Raw genomic sequence first — 23350 nt, forward strand, 5'->3', positions numbered from 1 at the left:
TCAGATCATGGCGCAGTATATTTTGGCCCATGATGTGGGCACCAGCGGAAACAAGGCCACCCTCTACGGCCTGGACGGTAAGCTGGCCGGGAGCATGGTGGCGGAGTATCCGACCTATTACCCCCATGACGGCTGGGTAGAGCAGGACGCGAAGGACTGGTGGCAGGCGGTATGCACCTCCACCAGGGCGCTGCTTGAACAGACCGGGACCGAGCCGGGTCAGATCGCCTGCATCAGCTTCAGCGCCCAGATGATGGGCTGTCTGCTGGTGGATGAAGCCGGTGAGCCCCTGCGCAACATGCTGATCTGGGCGGATACCCGCAGCGCGGAGCAGGAGAAGCACATGCTGGAGCGGGTGGATATGGAGCAGGGCTACCAAATCACCGGCCACCGGCTCAGCGCCTCCTACTCTGCCGCTAAGCTGCTGTGGGTCAAGGACAACCAGCCCGAGCTGTACCGGCGGGCATACAAAATGCTTCACGCCAAGGACTATCTCGTGTTTAAGCTGACCGGGCAGTTTGTCACCGACTACTCGGACGCCTCCGGGACCAACCTGCTGGACCTGGAGGGGAAAAAGTGGTCTCAGGAGCTGCTGGAGGCATTTGATATCCGTCCGGACCTGCTGCCCGAGCTCCACCCCTCCACCTATGTGGTGGGCGGCGTCACCAGCCGGGCCGCGCAGGAGTGCGGCCTGCTGGAGGGAACTCCCGTTGTCCTGGGCGGCGGCGACGGGTCATGCGCCTGTGTGGGTGCGGGGGTGGTCCGCCCCGGGAAGGCCTACAATGTGGTTGGCTCCTCCTCCTGGATCTCTATGGCGGCGGAGCACCCCTACTTCGACCCGGAGATGCGCACCTTCAACTGGATCCATCTGGATGAAAACCTCTATACCCCCTGCGGCACCATGCAGGCGGCAGGGTATTCCTACGCCTGGTTCCGGAACACCCTGGGCGGCGAGGAGATGGCCGCCGCCAGGGAGCAGGGCGTCAGCGCCTATGAGCTGCTCAATCAGGGGGCAGCCAACTCCGCACCTGGGGCCAACGGGGTCCTGTTCCTGCCCTATCTGCTGGGGGAGCGATCCCCGCTGTGGGACCACAACGCCAAGGGCGCCTTCATCGGAATGGGAATTTCCACAACAAAGGGGGATATGACCCGGGCCGTATTAGAGGGGGTCGGCTATAATTTAAAAAACATTCTGGACATTTTGGAAAATTACGATACAATAGAGGCAGTTACAATGATCGGCGGCGGGACAAAGGGGGCGCTCTGGCTCCAGATCCTGGCCGATATCTGGCAAAAGCCCCTCTATGTGCCCGGCTATCTGGAAGAAGCTACCTCAATGGGGGCCGCAATCTGCGGCGGAGTTGGCATTGGCGCCTATCCCGATTTCACGGCAGCGGAGACATTTACTCAGACACAGCGGGTCATTCAACCAAATCCGGAATTGTCGCAGCTCTATCATTGTACTTATCGCCACTTCCGAAGGGCATATGACTGTTTGAAACCGCTGTATGCGGCAATGGCAGCTCGTTCGCCTGTGGGGTGAATCCAAAGATCGGGGAACGATATTATGGACTGTGGGTTAAGCCGCATTGTATTGGATCGAAATATTCCAATTCCTCTCTACTATCAGCTGAAAAAGCAGATATTGGAGCTGATCGAGCAGGGTAAGCTTCTGCCCGGGGATATGCTGCCGCCGGAAAACGACCTGTGTGACGTGCTTCAGGTAAGCCGCCCCACCATCCGTCAGGCCTTTCGGGAGCTGGTGGAGGAAGGATTTTTGATCCGCTATAAGGCAAAAGGCACCTTTGTGGCCGCCCCCAAGGTGAAGGATCAATTCCTCAGCAAGCTGGAGAGCTTCAACCAGGAGATGCTGGACAAGGGAAAGGTCCCGAAAACTGTTGTGCTGGCTCTGGAACAGCTGCCGGGGACGCCGGAATTTAACGAGAAGCTGAACCTGCCCTTCGATGTGCCGCTGATTCACCTCAGCCGGCTGCGGTCGGCTGACGATGTGAATACAGTTTATCTGGACACCTACCTGTCTTATGATCGGTTTCCCGGCCTATTGGATATCAACTTTACCATCCATTCCCTATACCAGGTGTTGGAAGAAACCTACCATGTAAGGGTAGACCGTGCACAGCGCGAAATCGAGGCAGTTAATGCTCGAAAAAATGAGGCCGCGCTACTTAACATCGCACCTAACAAAGCGCTCTCTCTTGTACGCACCATATCTTACGAAGCAGGTTCTGCTCAACCTGTGGAGTATTCTATCGCACGCTACCGAGGGGATATGACAAAATTTACAGTTGAGATCTATCGCTAAAATCGAAGCCCCCGGCCATCTCCATCAGGGTGGCCGGGGCTTTTTCAAGAGGTGGAATATGAAAAAAATACAGACGGTCACCGGACCGATAGATGCTAAAGATTTAGGATTCTGCCAAAGCCATGAGCACCTTTGCATACTGGAGGGGCAGTCCGCCCGGTGCAATCCGGCCCTGCGGATTGATGATCTCCAAGCCAGCAGTCAGGAATTGACCGACTACTACCACGCCGGCGGGCGGGCCGTTGTGGATGCCCAGCCTGTCGGCTGCGGGCGGGACCCGGAATTTTTGCAGACGATTTCCCGCCAGAGCAGAGTAAATATCATTGCGTCAACTGGTTTTCATAAGCTGATCTTCTACCCGGAAAATCATTGGATCTTTCGCTGGAAGGAAGAGCAGCTTGCGGAATTATATGTTCAGGAGCTGACGGGCGGGATGTTCGCGCCCTGCGACGATCAGGAGCCTGACCAGCAGACCAGTATTCAAGCCGGACAGATCAAAACCGCACTGGACCGGGAGGGGCTGACCCCGCGCTATCAGCGCCTGTTCTCCGCGGTAGCACAGGCTCAGAAGGCTACCGGAGCTCCCCTTATGGTCCACACGGAGGCCGGCTCCAACGTGACAGAGCTGGCCGATTTTCTGGAAAAGTTGGACGTTGATCTGCACCGCGTGATTTTCTGCCATATGGACCGCACCGTCCCGGACCTCTCTGTCCATATAGCCCTCTGCCAGCGGGGAATTACAATGGAATACGACACTGTAGCCCGGGAGAAGTATCACAGCAATGCCTGCGAAATTGAAATTGTCCGTGCGCTGCTGGATGCCGGTTTCCAGTCACAGCTGCTCATGTCCCTGGATGTAACCCGAGCCAGACTGCTCCACTACGGCGGGCAGGTAGGGCTGTGCTATATCTTGAATACCTTTCTGGATTACTGCTTACACAATGGAATTTCCAAAGCAATTATGCGAAGTATATTTAACAAAAATCCATCAGAATGCTTTTCAATGCGTGCTTATCCCGCTCCCATTCCTTCTTTGTATAGTAGTTACAGTTCTCTGGATGTCAATTGTATTCCCTGTATTCTAATTCCAGAAATCAGGGGGTCAAGATTCGAATGTCTATTCAATAACGGCAGTTTAAACCCGCAAATATTATGAATCATCTCATGTTGGAGGGCCAGCCTTTAAGGCCGGACCTTCAATTTTGCCACAACAATCTGGGCCTGTCCGGATGCCACTCCAGCTTTTTGAAGAAATTCAGGGCCGCCGCCCAGGAGCATCAAGTGAACCTCTACCGCCTGATCGTCGAGGTGTCCGCCGTGGATCAGAAGGCTCCGTCCGACGAGCTGATTGCCAAAACCGCCGCCGCTTTGAAGTAAAGGAGGAAGCTCTGATGGTAAACGTTGTGCTGGCGGGCCAGTACCCCGCCGGGACCTTTGAGAAGCTCCGGGCTATGCTGCCCGAGGAGCAGTTCACCCTGACAGTGGTGGATACCCAAGAGGCCTACGACGCCATGACCGACGCGGAAATTATGATCCTGCGGATCTTTAAGGTGCCCAGGGAAGTGATCGCGCGCAACCCCAATCTGAGGATGATCCTCTGCTGGGGGGCGGTCTGGTGGACGACGAGGCTCTGGTCCGGGCAGTGCGCTCCGGCAAGCTGGCCGGGGCCGGGCTGGACGGCGTGGAGCGGGAGCCCCTCCCCGCCGGCGACCCGCTGCTCACCGAGTCCAATATCATCGTCACCCCCCACATCGGCGGCGGGACGGCGGATATCGGCGACGTGATCATGCCCATGCTGGTCCGGGATATTCAGGACTTCGCGGCAGGGAAAAAACCGGCGCATATTGTGAATCAGGAATTTTTGCGCAAATAGCCAGAGATACCAAGAAAAGAAATCGGGAGGGATATATGTGTCCTATGTTCAACATTTATTTTTCAAACAAGGCCTAACGATTTCTTGAAGATGATGGGAGAAGAATTTGATTTCCAGCTCTTTCTTTAAATTGTTTTTGAGCTGTCCGTTTTACTGTGGAACAGAAAGACGGTGCTGCTCAAACAGTTTGCAGCATTCAAAATTTTTGTATTCTAAGGCTAAAGTATTAAAAATGTCTGCCGATATATGATATTGAAACGGCTATAGACCGCAGCTAGGCTGTATAGAGCTTGTCCGCAGGGACAACACTTGAAGCGTTTCGGTTTCATCCGGGTCGCTACCGGTTGAAATATAGTACAGCGCCGCGATCCGGCAGTCCGGCCGGATACCGGAAAACGGCGCAACACAGACCTGTGCCGCACGGTAAGGAAGCCGCGGGCACACTAATTTAGAAAGGAGCACAAACTCATGCGTATTCAGCACAATATTATGGCTATGAATGCCTACCGCAACTACAACAACAACGCCTCCGCCCTGTCCAAGAACCTGGAAAAGCTGTCCTCCGGCTACAAGATCAACCGCGCCGGTGACGACGCCGCCGGTCTGGCTATTTCCGAGAAGATGCGCGCCCAGATCACTGGTCTGAACGCCGCCTCCAAGAACGTCAAGGACGGCATCTCCCTGGTCAAGACCGCTGAGGGCGCCATGCAGGAGATCCAGGACATGCTCAACCGCATGGACTACCTGGCCACTCAGTCCGCCAACGGCACCTATCAGGACGAGGTCGACCGTGAGGCCCTCCAGAAGGAGGTCAACCAGCTGAAGGAGGAAATCAACCGTATCGCTGATTCCGCCAACTTCAACGGCATCAAGCTGCTGGACGGCTCCCTGGCCGGCACCAGTTCCACCGCTGCCACCTCCGTGGGCAAGATCGAGGGCGTGGATGTGATTGATATCGATGCCACTAAGTCCAAGTATGAGATGAGCAACGTCTTTACTGCGGCCGCTACCACCAACGGCGATACCTGGAGCTTTACCGTCAGCCTGACCGACGCTGAGGGCAAGGCCACCAAGGAGGTCACCGTGGAGTTCAAGAACAACGGCACCAGCTGGACGGATGCCGAGGGTAATGAGGTGGAGCTCGGCGCTCCCGCCAGCGTTGCCGACGCTGTGATGAACGCTCTGAAGAAGGATTCCACCATCAAGGATAACTTCACCGTTTCCAACAGCAACAACACCCTCGTCTTTGAGGCCAAGACCGCCGGTGCCAGCTCCATGCAGGTAAAGGCCATCAGCGTCGGCAACACCAACGACGCCGGCGTGTTTACGCCTGTTGCCAATGACATCAAGAAGACTGTCAATGGTCAGGACGCCTATCAAACCATCGACCTGACGAGTCTGAAAATTTATCAGGGCTCCTCTGTAAAGGATGCCGACCTTGACACTGACGGCACAAACAAGCTGGATAAGGCCACCCTCACCATCAACGGCAAGAAGTTCGCCATCGTGGACCGCACCAAGCTGGACGACACCATGAAGGCCGAGCTGAAGGCCGCCGGCATCGACCACTTCCTGGATATGAGCGGAGGCGAGTGGACTGCAACCGGCGCCACTGCCGACGACCTGGCTGACGCCGCCCACAAGATTTCCACCGAGACCGGCCTGACCTCTGAGCTGGGCAAGTATACCACTACGAATGGTGTCAATTCCTTTGAAGCGGATCCTGCTGCCACTGGCGCTACCGCCAATGTTGTCCTGTCCCTGAAGGCTGGCAGCTCCAAGACCGGCAGCGGCGGTCTGACCCTCCAGATCGGCGACACCTCCGACAGCTACAACCAGCTGCGGGTCAACGTGGGCGACATGCACACCAAGGCTCTGGGCATTGCTAACCTGAGCATCGCCACCCGCGAGGACGCCGCCGAGGCGATCCAGACCATCAAGGACGCCATCAACAACGTCTCCTCCGTCCGCGGCGACCTGGGCGCTTACCAGAACCGTCTGGAGCATACCGCCAACAACCTGTCCGTGATGGCCGAGAACATTCAGGACGCCGAGTCCACCATCCGCGACACCGACGTGGCCGAGGAAATGATGAGCTATGTGAAGAACAACATCCTGGTTCAGTCCGCCCAGGCCATGCTGGCCCAGGCCAACCAGGTGCCTCAGGGCGTTCTCCAGCTGCTGGGCTAAGAATAGCTTAAACGCGGCATAAGCCCGCCCGCCTGGGACGGCATGGCCGTCCGGGAACCCAGCGCGAGCCCAGCGTAAGCGGGTCGCGCTGGGAGAGGCGGAACAGCGGAGTGAGCTCGCTTTCGGCCAAGGCCGGAAGCGAGCGATACAAAGCTTGTGACGCCGAGGCCCAGGCCAACCAGGTGCCTCAGGGCGTTCTCCAGCTGCTGGGCTAAGAATAGCTTAAACGCGCAGAAATACTCCAGGGGGCCGGGCCTGTGCCTGGCCCCCTTTTTTCAAAGAGCGGGCGCATGATATGCACCCCTACAGTCAGAGCATTCTGTAGGGGCGGATATCATCCGCCCGAAAAAGGAGAGAGCATTGTGAAAGAGCAAAAACCTGTTCTGTCCATCGGAATCATCTTCCGGGACGATATCCGCTCCATCGAGCGCTGCCTGACCGCCCTCCAGCCCCTGCGGGAGGCCATTCCCTGCCAGCTGGTCATGGCGGACACCGGATCGGCGGACGGCAGCCGGGCGGTGGCGGAGCGGTACGCCGACATTCTCTTCGATTTCCCCTGGGTGAACGATTTCTCCGCCGCCCGGAACGCGGTGATGGACCGCTGTTCCGGGGAATGGTACTTATCTGTGGACACAGACGAATACCTGGATGAGAATATTGCGGAATTGCTGGAGCTTCTGAAAGGCAATAAGAGGAAAGAGTACGATGCCTGTTCCATAGTAGTGCGCAACTACAAGACCAGCGATATGAGAGGCATTTACCTGGATGTCTATGTAGTCCGCCTGCTGCGCATGTCCACCGGCAGGCGGTTTGAGGGCGCGATCCATGAGCGGCTGAATTTCCCGGAGGGTCGCTCCGTCCAGGGGCAGAGCCTGACCCGGACCATTCTGCACCACGACGGCTATGTGGGGCTGAACAGCCCGGAGGGCGCGAAAAAGCGCCGCCGGAACCTGGAGCTGCTGCGGAGGGAGCTGGAGCATGCCCCGGAGGAGCCACGCCGCTGGCTCCAGCTTTTGGAGAGCGGCCGGGAGGAGGAGGAGTACGGCGCCTGGGTTCGTCAGGCTGTGGCGCTGGTGCAGGCAAAGAAAAAGGGCTGGCAGAGTTACGGCCCTCCCATTATGAGCTACGCCGTGGAGAAGGCTGTTGACAGCGGCTTTCCCGAGACAGAGGACTGGATCAGCTGGGCCCGGGAGCAGTTTCCCGACTCTCTGTTTACCCGGATTGATATCGCCTACTGCGACGCGTTCCGCTGCCGGGGAAAGGACGCCCAGCTGTGTGTCCAGCGGTGCGAGCGGTATTTTCAGGGGCTGGAGGACTATCGGGCGGGCGGCGTCAAGGAGGAGCTGATGGTAGCCGCCCTCACCCGGACCAACCCGCTCCATGAGCAGAACATGCGGATTGTCATGATGGAGGCCTGTCTGGCCCTGGGCCGCTGGGAGGAGACTCTGGCTCAGCTGTCCGCCCTGGACTGCACCCGGATGAGCGAGCGTCATGTGTTAGGGGCCTGTTTGACCCTCTTTGAGCTGCACAGAAACAGCACCCTGGACACCGCCCCCGTGATGGAAGCTCTCTGGAAGGGAATCAGCGAGGATCAGACAAAAATCGCGCGGAAGAAGCAGTCTGTCCTGCTGTCCAACGGGATGAAGCTGTTTTCCAGGGAGTACCGGGATCAGGAGCTTTGGACGAAGGGAATCCGTTCGGCTTACACGGTGTTCCTGCCCCTGTCGGGGCGGTATGAGCTGGGCACTGCCGCCGCCATTCTGGAGAGCCATGACACCGGCGAACTGAACGCCCTGCTTCGGGCAGTGGAGCACTGGGAGTATCTGCCCGCCGCCGCGCTGGAGCACGCCCTGTCAGCGGGGGTTGTCTTTCCGCTGGCGGATAAGCCCCTGGCCCTGGAGGAGATGGACGTCCTGGCTGGCCGCATGGCCCAGGAGGGACTGCTGGAGGAACGGGTGATCCGATTGGCGGAGCATCTCCCGGAGGACTGGCAGGGACTTGTCTGGGCCCGGGAGCTGGCCCTGGCTGCGGTGCAGTCCTTCGACTGGAAGCAGGACAACCGGGGCATGGATCTGTGCCGCGCCTTCGCCGGGATAGAGGGCGCTGTGCTGCCCCGGTACTACAGCGAGGCGCTGCTGTGTGAGGAGAACATAGATGTCCTGCCGCCCCTGCATCGATTTGGCTGGTATATCGCCCAGGCGTTTCAAACCCAGGAGGCTGAAAAAAGCCCGGAGTATATCCGTCTGATCCGGGCGGGACTGGTCTCCTGTCCCAGTATGAAGCCCATGGCGGCGTTCCTGCTGGAGCAGCTGGAGCGCGCCCAGCGCCTCCAGGCCCCGCCGGAGCTGCTGGCCCTGGCGGAGCAGGTGCGGGCTCTGCTGGCGGCCTGTGACCCCGGTGACCCCGCCGTGACAGCCCTGAAGGCCAGTCCGGCTTATCAGAAGGTGGCCTATCTCATTGAGGGCATAGACGGAGGAGGTCTGCCGTCGTGAAAGTTGTCATTCTGGCCGGCGGGCTGGGCACCCGAATCAGTGAGGAGAGCCACCTCAAGCCAAAGCCCATGATTACCATCGGAGAACAGCCCATCCTGTGGCATATTATGAAATACTATTCCGCCTTCGGCTTTGACGATTTCATCATCTGCTGCGGCTACAAGGGCCATGTCATCAAGGAGTATTTCGCGGATTACTATCTCTACCGCTCCGATGTGACGTTCGACTTTTCAGCGGAGAACCGGATGACGATTCATCAAAATATCGCTGAGCCCTGGCGGGTGACGTTAGTGGACACCGGGCTGAACACCCAGACCGGCGGGCGGATCAAGCGGGTGCAGAAATACATTGGAGACGAGCCCTTTATGCTGACCTACGGCGATGGTGTGGGCAATGTGGACCTGAAGGCTCTGCTGGAGCAGCATCGGTCCTCCGGCAAGACGGTGACGCTGACAGGCATCCAGCCGGGAGGGCGCTTCGGTGTGCTGGACCTGGAGGATCAAACTGTGATCGGTTTCCGGGAAAAAGCCAAGGAGGACGGCGGCTGGATTAACGGCGGGTTTATGGCCGCAGAGCCGGAGCTGTTCGGCCGTCTCAGCGCTGAGGAGGACTGCGTTTTGGAACGGGAGCCTCTGGAGACCCTGGCAAAAGAGGGGAAACTGGGCATCTATAAGCACGGCGGCTTCTGGCAGTGCATGGATACCCAGCGGGACAAAGCCTGGCTGGAGGACCGCTGGAAAAAAGGAAATGCCCCTTGGCGGGTATGGTAAAAAATATGCTGGATTTTTATAAGAACAAGAGAGTTTTTGTCACAGGACACACAGGCTTCAAGGGCACCTGGCTCTGTACAATTTTGCAAATGGCCGGCGCGGAGTTGACAGGCTATGCCCTGCCTCCGGAGGAGCTGAGCTTGTGCGGAATCATCGGGCTGGAGGAGAGCATAACCTCCGTCCATGGCGATGTCCGAGATCTGGAAGCTCTGTGGCGTACCTTTAAAGCCGCGCAGCCGGAAATTGTGCTGCATTTAGCGGCGCAGCCCATCGTCCGCGAGAGCTACCGGGACCCAGTGGAGACCTATGCCTCCAATGTGATGGGAACCGTCCACATTCTGGAGTGCGTGCGGCGCTCCGGTTGTGTGAGGAGCTTCCTCAATGTGACAACAGACAAGGTCTATGAAAACCACCAGTGGCCCTGGGGCTATCGAGAGACGGACCGGCTGAACGGATTTGACCCCTACGCCAACTCCAAATCCTGCTCCGAGCTGGTGACAGACAGCTATCGAAACAGCTTCTTTTCAGACGGAGCGGTTGCGGTCAGCACTGCCCGCGCCGGAAATGTGATTGGCGGCGGGGATTTCGCGGCCGACCGTATCATCCCAGACTGTGTCCGGGCCGTGCGAGCCGGACAGCCGCTTCAGCTGCGCAACCCATATTCTGTCCGGCCCTACCAGCACGTTTTAGAGCCGCTGTCCGCATACCTGCTTATTGTTCAAAAGCAATATGAGAATACCGCCCTTTCGGGCAGCTACAATGTGGGGCCGGAGAGCAGCGGCTGCCTGACCACCGGCGAACTGGCAGACCTGTTCTGTCAGGCCTGGGGCGAGGGCGCGCACTGGGAGCATATCGGTGACAACGGGCCCCATGAGGATGCGATGCTGAAGCTGGATTGCTCAAAAATCGGAACAGCTTTAGGGTGGCACCCACGCTGGAGTGTGGAACGGGCTGTTCGGGAGACGGTAGCTTGGACAAAGGCGTGGGGAAACGGTGAAGATGTGACCAATTACATGAAGCAGCAGGCTCTGGAATACTTTAAAGAGTCGCTTTAGGAGAAAATCATGGAACACTTTAGAGAGATTGATACTGAACAGATGGAAATACCAACAGTCGGTACGAACCTGTTTTCTAACCGCGCCGCTGTGGCATCTATGCAGTCGGCCGCCAATGGGGTCGAGGTTTCTATCATTATCCAGGCATATAACCGGCTGGAAAAAACGCAGCGGTGCGTGGAAAGCGTTTTGAAGTACACAACGGGAATCAATTATGAGCTTATTTTTTTGGATAACGGTTCAAAGAGGGACATTACAGAGTTCTTTCGCTCTGTGGACCACGATAGAAAACAAATCATTCGCTTTACAAAGAATCTGGGCGTCTCATATCCCAGTTCAACTCTGAATCTGAACACGCTGGGCCGTTTTATTTGCATCCTTCCATGCGACCTGATTGTCACCTCAAATTGGCTGAAAAACCTCTTGATCTGCATGAAGTCGGACGAGAGAATCGGGATGGTCAATCCTGTGTGCTCAAACACCTCGAACCTGCAGAATGTAGAATTATTTTACACAAATTATGCCGAAATGCAGAGAAAAGCCGCTCAGTTTAACCGCAGTGATCCGAAAAAATGGGAGGACCGGCATCGGCTGATTACATTGGGCACCTTATATCGGAAAGAGGCGCTCATGGCGATTGGCTGGCCTATTGGTGACGCCGGTTTCTTTCACGATTTTGCGGATGACGATATTACCTTCCGTATCCGCCGCATGGGATACCGGACCATATTGGCCGGGGATACCTGGGTCTGTCATGACCACGACCTGAGACATGGCGAGGGAAAAGACCCCGCAGAATTTCAAAAATCCCTGGACATCGGCGGGGAAAATTTCCGGGAAAAATACTTCGGAGTCGATGCTTGGGAGGATGTGAACAACTATTATATCCCATATTTTTCCCGCTTCCCGGCACCTTCCAGCACTGGCTGCCTCCAGCTTTTGGGGGTAGATACCCGGTGCGGGACCCCCATTCTGGATGTTAAAAACTGGCTGCATAAGTTTGGGCTGTTTGAAGCAAATCTGTCCGCCTTTACACAGGACCCCAAGTATTGGCTGGACCTGAAAACGATTTGCAAGGGATCGGTCGTCTGTGACAGAGAGGAATTTCTGGCTGACTCCTTCCCCAGAGAGCGGTTTGACTATATTGTTGCGGACCGTCCGATTAATCGGTATCACGAGCCGTCGAAAATGCTGCGCGACCTGTTTTCACTCTGCAAAAATGGCGGGTATCTGATCTGTAAGCTGGCAAATGCCTATTCCTTCAAGGAGTATCTGCACCTGCTGGGCCAAACGGATGTGTATGACCCGGATTTCTCCCTGAACATCCCGGTGGGACGATTCCGCCTTGCCTTACAGGAGTGGGGCGAGATTCAGTGTGAGCTGCGGATCGGGGAGGGGCTGGACCAAGAGAGTCAGGCGCTTCTGGCGTCGCTTTACCCTGTCGGCCTGCCAGGTGAGCAGCGCTCCGCTGCCTTGGCGCAGATGCAGTGCCGAGAGTTTTTGTTTGTTGTCAGGAAGCGGAGCCCGCAGGAGAAATAGGATGAGGATACTGCATATTGCCGCACATATGGGCGGCGGGATCGGTTCGGCTTATGCCGGGCTTGGAGCATGCGGGCAGGAGCAGAGAGTCCTTCTGCTGGAGCCGCCTCAGGATCAAACAACTCTGGACAAGGTACAATCCGCCGGGTTCCAAATCATACAGGGAACAGAAAATCCCTGCATAGAGCGAGAGCTGGAGTGGGCAGATGCGGTTGTATTCAGCTGGCATCATCACCCCGCACTCACAAAATTCCTTCACGACTTCCCGGCCGTTCCAATTCGCAGCATACTCTGGTGTCACGTTTCCGGAAATTACTTTCCCGCAATTTCCGCCGGTCTTCTGCGGAGCTTTGATCAGTGCATTTTCGCCACGCCGTTTAGTCTGGAGCTCCCACAGGTCCAGGCGCTGGGGACGGAATATCTTCAAAGACACTGTGGTGTTGTCTATGGCCTAAACGACCTCAGCCGCTTTACCCGGATTAAGAGGAGACCGCATGAACGGTATACCATCGGATATGTGGGAACACTCGGTTTCTGTAAGCTGCATCCGGCGCTTGTGGACTTTTATGGAGTGGCAGGCATGTCTGATGCGCGGTTTATGTTGGTGGGTGCGCCTTCCACAAAGGAGGAGCTTCTGTCCGCCGCAGAAAGGCGGGGGATGGCAGGACAGCTCCAGTTCTGCGGACAGCTTCCCAATGTGGAGCCCGCACTGGCACAGATGGACGTGTTCAGCTATCTGTTGAATCCACAGCACTTTGGCGCCACTGAAAACGCACTGCTGGAGGCCATGGCCGCGGGGCTGCCTGTGGTGGCCCTGGATCAGTGCGTGGAGCGCCATATTATTCGAAACGGAGAGACCGGGCTGTTGGTCCACTCCCCGGAGGAGTATGGGAACGCTGTCCGGTATCTGCGGGAAAATCCGGAGAAGGCGTCGCTTATAGGCGCACACGCCCGGGCAGATATTATGAAGCGTTATGAAATCGAAGAAAACCGACGGAGATTTCTCGCCGCCTGCCGGCGGGCGGATGCGGGGGAAAAGCATCTGCACCATTTTGGCGAATTTTTTACGGGTGAACCGGCGGACTGGTTTTTGTCCGCCGTGGATGCTGACAGGCAGTGCTTTGAGGAAGGCCGTGTTCAGGACGCGGGCCTGATTTTCCGTGAAAAGACGAAGGGCTCACCCGCTCATTATCATACCCATTTTCCGGAAAACCACCGGCTCACCCAATGGACGGAACAAATAAATTGTTTGAAAAGGAAGACTGATTTATGAATGCAGCACAGACTTTTGAAATGGTCCGCACAGTTACAGAACAAATAACCACACCGGAAGAGAACGATACAGTGATCCTGTTTGGTGCGGGAGGACTGGGAGTAATGTCTCTTTCGGCCTTGCAAACGGAGCATAAGGTTACTGCCTTCTGCGATAACGACAAGAATAAAGCAGGAACCATGATTGAAGGTCTGCCTTGCATTTCTCCCGCGCAGCTTTTAGATTACCCCAAGGCTTTTGTTCTAATCAGCAGTGCCAAATATTACAGCAGTATCCATCAACAACTGGGCCAAATGGAAATTCGCCACTGCAGTTTAGACGCTTACATCGTGCAAAAGCATTGGGCCGAATTTGAACGTGTTTTTGATATTCTGGATGACGATGCCAAACAGATATATGCTGGAATTCTGCTCTGCCGGGTCAGCGGCGATAACTCAGAGGCCGAAAAATACTTCTGCGGCAATCCATCCTTCGCTATTCCGAAGTTTGATTACCTCCTTCACCCCAGAGGAGGATTTATAGACTGCGGTGCGTTTGTGGGAGACACTGTTGAAGAAATGGTCAAGCATTCTTTCGGTACTGTGCCGGTGATATACGCTTTTGAGCCAAATGCCCGGAACTATGCAGCCCTGCGGAAACGGGTTTCTTTTTTGCGTGACATTTGGGCGTTAGAGCCGGAAACAATTATTTGTGAGAACGCAGGGGTAGGCATAAAAAGCGCGACTTTATCATTTGTTGCTGGCGACCAGTACATCGGAACCCAAATAACCCACAATTTAGACGCAGCCGGAAATGTCAAAGTTGTCAGCATAGATGAATACTTGAAGGAGAAGGGCAATCCAACTATCGCGCTGATAAAAGCGGATATTGAATCTTACGAGTGGGATATGATCCATGGAGCGAAAGAGACGATTCAACGGTGTAAACCGAAACTAGCAATCTCCATTTATCACAGCGTTTACGACTTCTTCCGAATTCCGCTTTATTTGAAGAAATTGGTTCCAGAATATCACTTTACGGTTCGACATCATAGTCTTGCGGATGAGGAGACAACGCTGTATTGCTACGTTTGATTTTCAAAACTGATAAGCGAGGGAGCCGTTATAAACGCAAAAAAGAGCCCGCTGGACAGGCGACCGAACACCACTTCAGGACGTTCTGACAGATTTTAAACGGAGGGATCAGCGTTGAGGTACTGCATCGCAATGCCAAAACTTGCGGAAGTTGATGAGTTGTCCTATCAATTCCCCATTGGAATAGCATATGTTTCAGCGGCATTGAAGGCATCTGGCCGGGAAGTTATTACCTATAATTTGAACTATAAAGCTGGTACTATTGAGGAGCAAATCCGAAAGTTAGTCTATGAAAATGATATTGATGTTTTTGCGACAGGTGGATTAACAGGACAGTACTGGCAGCTAAAGAAGATTTTGGACGCCGCAAAAGCAGCGCGCCCCAGTATGCGCCTCTGCGTAGGTGGTGGAATTATAACATCTTCCCCTGTTCCAGCTATGGAGGCTTTGGGAGTAGCGGATATCGGCATGATTGGTGAAGGCGAGATTACAATCTGTGAATTGGCCGAGGCTTTAGAAGGGCTACGGGACCTTCATTCTGTTGACGGGTTGATTTTCAAAGAAAATGGCAGTTGGACTGTTACAGCTCCTCGAGCTGAGATTATGGATCTGGACAGCTTGCCCTATCCGGATTATGAGGGATTTGAGTATGAAGAAATGCTCAAAAGGAAGCCGACAGACGTATTTTCGCATATTGAAGATAGATTTGGTGCGGTGTCGCTGGGCCGCTCGTGTCCATTTAACTGTACATTTTGCTTTCACCCGCTTGGCACCAAATACCGCAGGCGAAGCCTGAAGAGCGTTTTTAAAGAGATCGACTATCTGATAGAGAAATTTGATATCCATAATCTTTATATTTCGGATGAACTGTTTGTTGCAAAAATTGATGATGCAAGAGAATTCTGTAGTGAGATCAAAAAACGCCATATTGGATTTACTGTGTACCTGCGCGTGGATATGGTAAATCGTGAAGTACTGGAACTCTTGAGGGATCACGGTTGTATACAAATTTGCTTTGGCCTTGAGAGTGCGGACAATCGCATTCTAAAGAGTATGAATAAGCATATTACGATCGAACAAACCGAACGTGCGCTTGCGCTCTGCAATGAGGTTGGAATCAGGACTTGGGGGAACTTTATTTTTGGGGATGAAGCGGAGACGGTGGAAACATATCAAAACACCATCCGCTGGTGGAAAGAGCACCCGCAGTATACCATTATAAACAATTTGATTGTGGTTTATCCGGGATCTATCCTATATAAACATGCCTGTGAACGTGGGATCATTAAGGATGAAGTCCAATTTATCAAAGACGGGTGTCCCTATACAAATGTTTCCAAGATGACCGATGAGGAATATCGGAATATGGCTTTGGAGCTTTGTATGCTGCCGGAAGGGCGGACAGATATACTAAAAGATGCTACATTACAGTACAAAGGGGCTGGAAAGGTAAATTATACTGCGCGTTGCCCGCATTGTAATCAGTACAATACGTGGAAATCCCAAGATGCGTTTAAAGTCTCGACTAATATTGTTTGCAGCCACTGTGGATATACCATGCACATAATGATTGCAGATAGTCTGGACGGATGTACAGATCAAAACTTCCAATTATTAAAATCACATAAGATTGCAATCTGGCCGATGATCAATGCCGTGGAAGAATTGCGGCATGCTGTTCCAAGCATTATGTCCGATAATGTTTATTTTATAGATTCTGCATCTGTAAAGCAGGGACTATATCACGGGAAAAAGGTATATGGACCCGAAATAATAAATGACGCGCAAATTGACACTGTTTTTTTAACGTTGACGACATATGTGGCAGCAGAAATTATGGAGGATTTAAAAAAGTATCCATCTGTAAAAAACGTCTTTTATGCTGGAGACTTGCTGGATCCTGATTTTCCCAAACGAATAAAAGAGTAAGGTTGGTAAATTTATTATGAACGCCAAAGCAGGTACTCGCTGGACAAATGACCGGACCCCCCTTCAAGAAGTCATCCCCCTGGAAACTCCCTATCTACTGTTTGTCGATCCCTCCAGCGTGTGCAATTTCCGTTGTAAATTCTGCCCCTGCGGAGGTGCCAACAAACATGTTTGGAGTGCCGAGAAGAGGACCAGCATCCTGCCTTATCAGGTCTACCGGAAGATCATAGACGATCTGGCAGAATTTCCGGGGAAGCTGAAAACACTGCGGCTGTATAAGGAGGGGGAGCCGCTGGTCAACAAGCGCCTGCCGGACATGATTCACTATGCGAGAAAAAAAGACGTCACACAAAAAATCGACTTCACAACGAACGGCTCTCTGTTCGATTGTGATACCGCTCTGGCCATCACAGACGCAGGCGTGGACCGGATTAACATTTCGGTAGAGGCACTGGACGAGGCGGGATATGAGCAAATCTCGGGTGTGAAGCTCAACTATCGTGAATATCTGGAGAAGCTGCGCTTTCTATATCACAACAAAAATGGGTGCCATATCTTTATTAAAATTTCCGATTTGGGACTGAGAGGTCATTCAGAACAGAAATTTTATGATATGTTCGGCGATATCTGCGACGAGATCGCGGTGGAGCATGTTTCGTCCGTCTGGCCGGAATTTGAAGTGAACGCGAATTTGAAATCGACCGACCAGCTGGACATTTACGGCGGACCTATAGCGAAACGGGACACAGTGCAGGTATGCCCGTATCTGTTCTATTCCTTGTGCGTCAATTCAGATGGAACTGTCAGCGCCTGCCTCATGGATTGGAATCACCAGCTTCTGATTGGGGATTTGAAATGCCAAAGCCTGTTGGAAATCTGGAACGGGCAGCGGCTGCGGGAAATGCGGGAAAACCATCTGATGCTCCAACGCAGTACATACCACACCTGTCGAAACTGCGGGCAGTTGGAATATGCAGTTCTGGATAACATTGACCCGTATCGGGAAGCTCTGCTGAACAAGATTTTGAAGTAAGGCGGTTACAATGGAAAAAGTAGTAATTTATGGTGCAGGGAACATGGGAAGAGCTGTGTTGGAGCTTCTGCGTGACCGCTGTGAGGTGATAGGTTTTATAGATGGGAACTCCGCCCTGTGGGGAAGCAGCATTTCGGGCGTTCCAGTCTGGAGCCTGTCGGACACGTCAGAAAAGCTGTGTGACGCTGTCGCGTTGGTTGCGATGACGGTCTGTCCCTTCTCCAGAATGCGAAAGCTCCTGTTAGAATCTGGTTTTCAGCGGGTGGTGCCTGCGGGGGATTACGTCAACGCTCAATATACGGGGGACGAAATTCTGAACACATGGAGGGCGCAGGACCTGTACGGCACGCCACCCTTCGCGGATGAAAAATCCGTTTTGGATTACCGCGCCGCCTGCCAGTGGTTTACGAAAAGGGCTGACGGAGAACAGGCGCTGGAGGGCAACAAGTATTTCCCGGAATTTTTAAACACGCAGATCAGCCATTGCGGCACTATGCTGGATACCGCCGCGCTGGACGGTGGGTACATCGACAGCTTTTTGCAAAGAAACAAGGCCGGGCGTGTGTATTCCTATGTGCTCACGCCTCAAACAGTCTCCATACAGTCACTGCTGGAAAAATATCAGGGCCGGCCCGTATCCTTCTTTGAATGTGAAGCCGCCGGTCAGGATGGAACATTGAACTGCCGCAGGATTGGATTTATGCTGCCATTTACTCAGAAGCAAATGTATGCTGTCCCCGCAAAAACGATTGATACAGCTATGGAGGATACAGCATTTGATTATCTGCGGTGCTATTCCATGAGTGAAACGCTGCCGATCCTGCGGGGCGGAGAACGCTCCATTCATAAATACCGTCCGCTCATTGCGGTCAATATCGGGCACTACCAGTCTGATTTTCTTCAAGTACCACCCTATTTGATAAAACAGTGTGTAAACTATAAATTTTATTTCAGGATGCACAGTTACCAGGGGAATGACTGCATTTTGTACGCAGTGCCAGAAGAAAAGCACAAATTGAGGTGAGCTGCACCGATGAATTATGTGGATGTGCCGGCAAAGGACGAACTTTTATCCCAAATACGCACCTACTGTCACCAGAACTATCCCCAGAAAACTTCTTCTGTTTCGCCCTTATCCTATGCGGGACGTATTTTTGATGAAGAAGAGGTTGTCAATCTAATAGACAGCGCTTTAGAGTTCTGGTTGACTAATGGGCGATACTCGGAACAGTTTGAACGTGACTTGGCAAAATTTTTGGGCGTGACATACTGTTCTTTTGTAAACTCAGGTTCCTCCGCGAATCTTCTGGCGTTTATGGCACTCACTGCTCCGGAGTTAGGAAAGCGGGCAATCCAGCGGGGTGACGAGGTTATTACCGTGGCTTGTGGCTTTCCCACCACTGTTGCGCCTATCGTCCAATATGGGGCAGTCCCCGTCTTTGTCGATGTTGAGATTCCAACCTACAATATTGATGTTACTCAGATGGAGAACGCTTTGTCGTCCAGAACCAAAGCAGTTATGATTGCCCACACACTGGGAAATCCTTTTGATTTAGCTGGTGTGAAAGCGTTCTGCGACCAATATAACCTCTGGTTGGTAGAGGACAACTGCGATTCGCTGGGTGCAGAATTCCAGTTTGATGGGATTTGGCGCAAAACCGGGACGATAGGTGACATCGGAACATCCAGCTTTTACCCTGCTCACCATATCACCACTGGCGAGGGCGGCGCAGTCTATACTAATAACCCTGAGCTCCATTCCATTATCCGCTCACTGCGAGATTGGGGGCGGGCGTGCACCTGTCCCTCCGGGCAGGATAACACCTGCGGACACCGTTTTGACGGGCAGTTTGGAACTCTCCCCCAAGGGTATGACCACAAATATGTCTATTCTCGTTTCGGATATAACCTGAAAGCTACCGATATGCAAGCTGCAATCGGTGTAGCGCAGTTAAAAAAGCTGCCGAATTTTATTGCAAAGCGGAACCATAATTTTCAACTTTTGAAGGATAGTCTAGTGAGCTTGACAGATACTCTCATTCTTCCCAAATGCTGTCCGCAGGCGAAGCCAAGCTGGTTTGGCTTTCCTGTTACCTGCCGCAGGACTGGTATCCGTGGCCAGCTAGTCCGTGCGCTGGAGAGTGCAGGCATTCAAACGCGGATGCTTTTTGCGGGCAATCTGACGCGGCATCCATGTCTCACAGCCTTGGACCGGAACGCGTTCCGAACTGCTGTTCCGCTTGAACAGACGGACCGCGTTGCTGCGGACACATTCTGGGTGGGGGTCTATCCTGGCCTCTCCGATGAAAACGTAACGTTTATGGCTGAACAAATCAAAAGGGCTGTGAAACAATAATGGAAATATTCAATTTTCAAGACACAAGCCTTCGAGAGCTTCAGATGATTACTCCGTTTTACGCAGAGGATGTACGTGGATTTTTTATGAAGTCGTTTGAACGGGAAATTTTTCGAGAAAATGGTATTGATACACGGGGTTTTGAGCTTTTCTGTACCAGATCCCGAAAAGGAACGGTACGCGGTCTCCATTTCCAGCGCCGCCATAGCCAGGACAAGCTGGTCCAGGTCCTTCACGGCGCGGTCTATGATGTGGCAGTGGACTTGCGGAAGGGGTCGAAAACCTTCGGGAAATGGGAGGGCTTTTTTCTGACCGCAGAGAACCGGCAAATGCTTTATATACCCAAGGGCTTTGCCCACGGCTTCCTGGCCATAGAGGAGGACACCCTGTTCAGCTATCTCTGCGGAGACCGCTATGACCCGGAGTCGGACAGCGGTATCCGCTGGAACGACCCACATCTGGCCATCGACTGGCCGCTGGACCGGGTGGAGCAGACGATTATTTCAGAAAAGGACGCCGCCTTGCCCACGCTGGCGGAGTTTATACAGGTTTATGGAGCGCTAAAAGGCGAAGGAGCACTATGAAGCGGGCTCTGATCACCGGCATCACCGGTTATATTGGCTCCAATCTGGCACGAAGGCTTCTGCCAGACTGGGAGGTCTGCGGGCTGGTCCGGCAGCCGCTGAATCTGGAATACATCGCGGATATCTCACCACAGATTGAGATGTTTCGCTATGACGGCACCTATGACAGCATGGACGCCGCTCTGGCGGCCTGCCGGCCGGACCTGGTGTACCACTTGGCGGCCTACTACACCGATAGCCACAACAGAGAGCACGTCCCAAAGCTGCTGGATTCCAATATTGGAATGGGGCTCCACCTGCTGGATGCCATGTTTGCCCACCGGGTTCCTTTTCTGGTCAGCGCCTCCACTGTTATGGCCCACTATGGAGGAGAGCGATACCGTCCGCTCAATCTCTACGCCGCCACCAAGCAGGCCTTTTCCGATCTGCTGACCTACTACCTGGATACCGGAATGCTGCGTGCGGTGACGCTGGTGCTGTCCGATACCTACGGTCCGGGAGACCATCGGCCCAAAGTACTGAATCTCATCCGGAATGCGGCGCGGAAAGGGGAGCCTATGGCCCTCTCCCACGGCAATCAGGACTATGATGTGGTCCATATCGACGATGTAGCATCCGCGTTTCAAATGGCCGGTGATCAGCTTTTAGAGGGCCGCTTGCAGGGTGGAACCTTTCAGGTCGTCCCGGAGGCACCGCTCACCCTGCGAGAGACGGTGGAGCAGCTGCTGCGCCTCCACGGTTCCTCCTGGCAGGGGGGATGGGGCCAGCGACCCGCAGCGGAACGAGAAATTTCACGGGCAATCCGCCTCTATCCCACGCTGCCCGGATGGCAGCCAGCGATTTCCCTGCAGGAGGGACTAAGCAATTTGGAATGGGAAGATTGATTCGAACCCCAATATAGGCTTACTGCCCCTGAGGCCCAACGGATTGAGTTCTGACAGGAACACAGAGCCGAATTGGGGCTAAGAAGTCCACTTCTCATTGTAAACAGAGGTGTAATTCATCGTTTGATATTTCTAATAAGTTGACAGTCTGTTTAAGGCGATCTGATTCAAATTTGACCACTTTCTTGAACTGAAACAATACTGTTTCAGGTTCGGAAATTCGAGTGCCGCCAGGATTTCTGACCGCATAACCAACCACAGACAGAAAAACGGCTCACCGAGAGGGTATCCCACTCGGTGAGCCGTAGATTTTTGTCAGCCCGCGTTTAAAGGACAAATTTTTCAGACTGATAAGGAGGGAAAGGCAGGAGTCCATTGCAAAAGAGAAATCCTTCTGTCAATAAACAAAACCCATACCCTTACTTTAGCTTAAACACAGGACGGACACCATAGGTGCCGATAGCGGCTATGTGCATGGCGTTTCCCATATAGTCCACCCCGCTGTAAAATTTGCCATCCCCATCCACCGGGTCTGCCAGCCAGTAGCACATGCTGATGCCGTCCCGCCCCAGAAAGCAAACCCGGTTTCGGCACAGCCTCATGGGCTCCCACTGGCCTGAGCCCAGGTCTGCCTCCTCTGCGGCGGCGCTCCTGCCGAACAGCTCCCCCACTGTGGGCAGGCGAAGCCAATCCCCATTGGAAAGGGGGACCATCTGCGCCCGAATCTCTGGAGGAAAGCGCTCCAAGAGCTCGCAGTTCAGCCTACGGCGCAGCAGAGACCGCTCGTATCCGCCGTCCTGCTCCCCGGGGCTGCAAACCATAGACTCGATTCCCGTGCAGTCCACGGTGACAAACAACATGCCGTCCCGCTCCTCTTTTACTGCCAGCGCCTGTACGAGGGCACCGTCCACAAGGGTAAAGGGGAGCACGTCGCCAACCTGAAATCTGGATGTCTCCGTCTCAACGGGTCTGATTACCTTCACAATGTTCCCCTCCTGATCAGGCGGCAGCCTTTTTCCCCATCAGCTCACCGACAGAGTCGCTGTTGATCAAAACGGAGGCCAGCAGCACCAGGCCGGTGGCGATATCCTGATAGAAGGAGCCGATGTCCATCATCTGCATTCCGTTGGTCAGAACGATCAGAATAGCGGTGCCGATCATGACGCCGGAGACGGTGCCCTCGCCGCCCTTGATATTCACTCCGCCCAGAATACAGGCGGCCACCACCTTAAACTCCATACCAGTTCCGATTGTGGGGTCGGCGGAGCCCAGGCGGGCCACCTGCCACACGCCGGACAGGCCGGCCAGTACTCCGGTGAGCACAAAGAAGCAGGCCCGCATTTTCGTGACATTGATGCCGGAAAAGTGGGCGGCCGCGTCATTTCCGCCGATGGCGATGGCGTACTTGCCAAGAATGGTCTTTTTCTCCAGGAACAGAAAGACAGCAATCACCACAATGCAGATGGGCAGGGCCAGAGGAATCTTGCCGAATTTGATGCTGTTCAGCACGGTAATCGGTTTCAGCTCAGGGCCGGTGATGGGGATGGCCTTGCAGACGGACATCGCCATGCCGGCGGTGATAATCCAGGTGGCCAGCGTGGCCATGATGGCGGGAATTTGCAGCTTTTCCATGATGACCGTGTTGAAGATTCCCACGACCACACCAAATCCCGCAACGATGACAACCGCCAGCCAGGGGTTGATGCCCCAGATGCACAGATAGCCGTACAGCATGGCGGACAGGGCCATGGTGCCGCCCACCGACAGGTCGATGGCGCCGCTGGCGATGACGAAGGTCATCCCGCAGCCGAGAATGAAGTTGGGCAGGCTCTGCCGGACCATATTTGTCAGGTTATATACGGTGATAAAGCGGTTGTTCTGGCTGTAGAAAAAGGCGCACAGCACAAGAAGAATGACAAACAGGACCAGATTCTTCTGAGTGGACCGGCTTAATTTATTGTTTCGCATCCCTATCC

20 protein-coding genes are annotated in these 23350 nt (G+C 54.0%); 18 read left to right on the top strand and 2 right to left on the bottom strand.

Translation table 11 applies throughout. The features are described from left to right. The first annotated feature begins 7 nt into the window (after window positions 1-7). From xylB to D1641_RS02925, 18 genes are all read left to right on the top strand, one after another. Window positions 8-1543, top strand: coding sequence for a xylulokinase (gene xylB / locus D1641_RS02840; RefSeq protein ID WP_160662885.1), 1536 nt, complete (start codon window positions 8-10; stop codon window positions 1541-1543). A gap of 24 nt (window positions 1544-1567) precedes the next feature. Then, window positions 1568-2323: a GntR family transcriptional regulator gene (locus tag D1641_RS02845; protein WP_160662886.1), complete on the top strand. Its 756-nt coding sequence runs from the start codon at window positions 1568-1570 to the stop codon at window positions 2321-2323. A 58-nt stretch (window positions 2324-2381) separates the two neighbouring features. Then, a complete protein-coding gene (locus D1641_RS02850; RefSeq protein WP_160662887.1) occupies window positions 2382-3479 on the top strand; it encodes a hypothetical protein in 1098 nt (365 codons plus the stop codon). Then, a complete protein-coding gene (locus tag D1641_RS02855) occupies window positions 3476-3700 on the top strand; it encodes a hypothetical protein (RefSeq protein WP_160662888.1) in 225 nt (74 codons plus the stop codon). Before D1641_RS02850 ends, D1641_RS02855 begins: the two co-directional genes overlap by 4 nt. A 238-nt stretch (window positions 3701-3938) precedes the next feature. After that, entirely contained in the window at window positions 3939-4196 is a 258-nt protein-coding gene (locus tag D1641_RS19380; protein WP_347707373.1) for an NAD(P)-dependent oxidoreductase, read from the top strand. Between the two features lie 468 nt (window positions 4197-4664). Continuing rightward, a complete protein-coding gene (locus D1641_RS02865) occupies window positions 4665-6386 on the top strand; it encodes a flagellin (RefSeq protein WP_160662889.1) in 1722 nt (573 codons plus the stop codon). A 362-nt stretch (window positions 6387-6748) separates the two neighbouring features. Beyond that, complete coding sequence (locus D1641_RS02870) at window positions 6749-8878, top strand: glycosyltransferase (protein ID WP_160662890.1); 2130 nt, start codon at window positions 6749-6751, stop codon at window positions 8876-8878. Continuing rightward, the gene (gene rfbF / locus D1641_RS02875; protein ID WP_160662891.1) at window positions 8875-9648 is read left to right on the top strand and encodes a glucose-1-phosphate cytidylyltransferase; all 774 of its coding nucleotides are present in this window, start codon (window positions 8875-8877) and stop codon (window positions 9646-9648) included. The genes D1641_RS02870 and rfbF overlap by 4 nt, the downstream gene beginning before the upstream one ends. A gap of 5 nt (window positions 9649-9653) precedes the next feature. Next, window positions 9654-10703 carry a CDP-glucose 4,6-dehydratase gene (gene rfbG / locus D1641_RS02880; RefSeq protein ID WP_243149235.1) on the top strand — a complete coding sequence of 350 codons (1050 nt, stop codon included), beginning with the start codon at window positions 9654-9656 and terminating at the stop codon, window positions 10701-10703. Between the two features lie 9 nt (window positions 10704-10712). After that, window positions 10713-12242 carry a glycosyltransferase gene (locus tag D1641_RS02885; protein ID WP_160662893.1) on the top strand — a complete coding sequence of 510 codons (1530 nt, stop codon included), beginning with the start codon at window positions 10713-10715 and terminating at the stop codon, window positions 12240-12242. Window positions 12243-12270: 28 nt separating this feature from the next. After that, window positions 12271-13515 (top strand): glycosyltransferase family 4 protein, encoded by a 1245-nt coding sequence (locus D1641_RS02890; RefSeq protein ID WP_243149242.1) that lies wholly within the window; start codon window positions 12271-12273, stop codon window positions 13513-13515. Continuing rightward, window positions 13512-14588, top strand: coding sequence for an FkbM family methyltransferase (locus D1641_RS02895; protein WP_160662895.1), 1077 nt, complete (start codon window positions 13512-13514; stop codon window positions 14586-14588). Before D1641_RS02890 ends, D1641_RS02895 begins: the two co-directional genes overlap by 4 nt. A gap of 114 nt (window positions 14589-14702) precedes the next feature. After that, entirely contained in the window at window positions 14703-16517 is a 1815-nt protein-coding gene (locus D1641_RS02900) for a radical SAM protein (protein WP_160662896.1), read from the top strand. A gap of 16 nt (window positions 16518-16533) precedes the next feature. Continuing rightward, on the top strand, window positions 16534-17550 hold the full coding sequence (locus D1641_RS02905; RefSeq protein WP_160662897.1) for a radical SAM/SPASM domain-containing protein: 1017 nt from the start codon (window positions 16534-16536) through the stop codon (window positions 17548-17550). 10 nt (window positions 17551-17560) lie between these two features. After that, entirely contained in the window at window positions 17561-18574 is a 1014-nt protein-coding gene (locus D1641_RS02910) for a hypothetical protein (protein ID WP_160662898.1), read from the top strand. Between the two features lie 9 nt (window positions 18575-18583). Next, window positions 18584-19906, top strand: a complete 1323-nt coding sequence (gene rfbH / locus D1641_RS02915) for a lipopolysaccharide biosynthesis protein RfbH (protein ID WP_160662899.1) — start codon at window positions 18584-18586, stop codon at window positions 19904-19906. Then, window positions 19906-20490 (top strand): dTDP-4-dehydrorhamnose 3,5-epimerase, encoded by a 585-nt coding sequence (gene rfbC, locus D1641_RS02920; protein ID WP_160662900.1) that lies wholly within the window; start codon window positions 19906-19908, stop codon window positions 20488-20490. The genes rfbH and rfbC overlap by 1 nt, the downstream gene beginning before the upstream one ends. Continuing rightward, window positions 20487-21374 carry an NAD(P)-dependent oxidoreductase gene (locus D1641_RS02925; protein ID WP_160662901.1) on the top strand — a complete coding sequence of 296 codons (888 nt, stop codon included), beginning with the start codon at window positions 20487-20489 and terminating at the stop codon, window positions 21372-21374. Before rfbC ends, D1641_RS02925 begins: the two co-directional genes overlap by 4 nt. Before the next feature lie 419 nt (window positions 21375-21793). On the opposite strand, the gene D1641_RS02930 is transcribed toward D1641_RS02925, so the two are convergent. Both D1641_RS02930 and D1641_RS02935 read right to left on the bottom strand, forming a co-directional pair. Beyond that, entirely contained in the window at window positions 21794-22357 is a 564-nt protein-coding gene (locus D1641_RS02930) for a hypothetical protein (RefSeq protein ID WP_160662902.1), read from the bottom strand. Between the two features lie 16 nt (window positions 22358-22373). Beyond that, window positions 22374-23342, bottom strand: coding sequence for an ABC transporter permease (locus D1641_RS02935; RefSeq protein WP_160662903.1), 969 nt, complete (start codon window positions 23340-23342; stop codon window positions 22374-22376). Between the last annotated feature and the right edge of the window lie 8 nt (window positions 23343-23350).

This window comes from Colidextribacter sp. OB.20, assembly GCF_009911595.1.
Lineage (GTDB): Bacteria > Bacillota > Clostridia > Oscillospirales > Oscillospiraceae > Lawsonibacter.

Bases quoted from the DNA above. Each gene is read 5' to 3' on its own strand.
- D1641_RS02855 (WP_160662888.1), top strand. From the start codon at position 3,476: ATGAATCATCTCATGTTGGAGGGCCAGCCTTTAAGGCCGGACCTTCAA.
- xylB (WP_160662885.1), top strand. From the start codon at position 8: ATGGCGCAGTATATTTTGGCCCATGATGTGGGCACCAGCGGAAACAAG.
- D1641_RS02850 (WP_160662887.1), top strand. From the start codon at position 2,382: ATGAAAAAAATACAGACGGTCACCGGACCGATAGATGCTAAAGATTTA.
- D1641_RS02910 (WP_160662898.1), top strand. From the start codon at position 17,561: ATGGAAAAAGTAGTAATTTATGGTGCAGGGAACATGGGAAGAGCTGTG.
- rfbH (WP_160662899.1), top strand. From the start codon at position 18,584: ATGAATTATGTGGATGTGCCGGCAAAGGACGAACTTTTATCCCAAATA.
- rfbC (WP_160662900.1), top strand. From the start codon at position 19,906: ATGGAAATATTCAATTTTCAAGACACAAGCCTTCGAGAGCTTCAGATG.
- D1641_RS02845 (WP_160662886.1), top strand. From the start codon at position 1,568: ATGGACTGTGGGTTAAGCCGCATTGTATTGGATCGAAATATTCCAATT.
- D1641_RS02895 (WP_160662895.1), top strand. From the start codon at position 13,512: ATGAATGCAGCACAGACTTTTGAAATGGTCCGCACAGTTACAGAACAA.
- D1641_RS02925 (WP_160662901.1), top strand. From the start codon at position 20,487: ATGAAGCGGGCTCTGATCACCGGCATCACCGGTTATATTGGCTCCAAT.
- D1641_RS02890 (WP_243149242.1), top strand. From the start codon at position 12,271: ATGGGCGGCGGGATCGGTTCGGCTTATGCCGGGCTTGGAGCATGCGGG.
- rfbG (WP_243149235.1), top strand. From the start codon at position 9,654: ATGCTGGATTTTTATAAGAACAAGAGAGTTTTTGTCACAGGACACACA.
- D1641_RS02885 (WP_160662893.1), top strand. From the start codon at position 10,713: ATGGAACACTTTAGAGAGATTGATACTGAACAGATGGAAATACCAACA.
- D1641_RS02935 (WP_160662903.1), bottom strand. From the start codon at position 23,342: ATGCGAAACAATAAATTAAGCCGGTCCACTCAGAAGAATCTGGTCCTG.
- D1641_RS02865 (WP_160662889.1), top strand. From the start codon at position 4,665: ATGCGTATTCAGCACAATATTATGGCTATGAATGCCTACCGCAACTAC.
- D1641_RS02905 (WP_160662897.1), top strand. From the start codon at position 16,534: ATGAACGCCAAAGCAGGTACTCGCTGGACAAATGACCGGACCCCCCTT.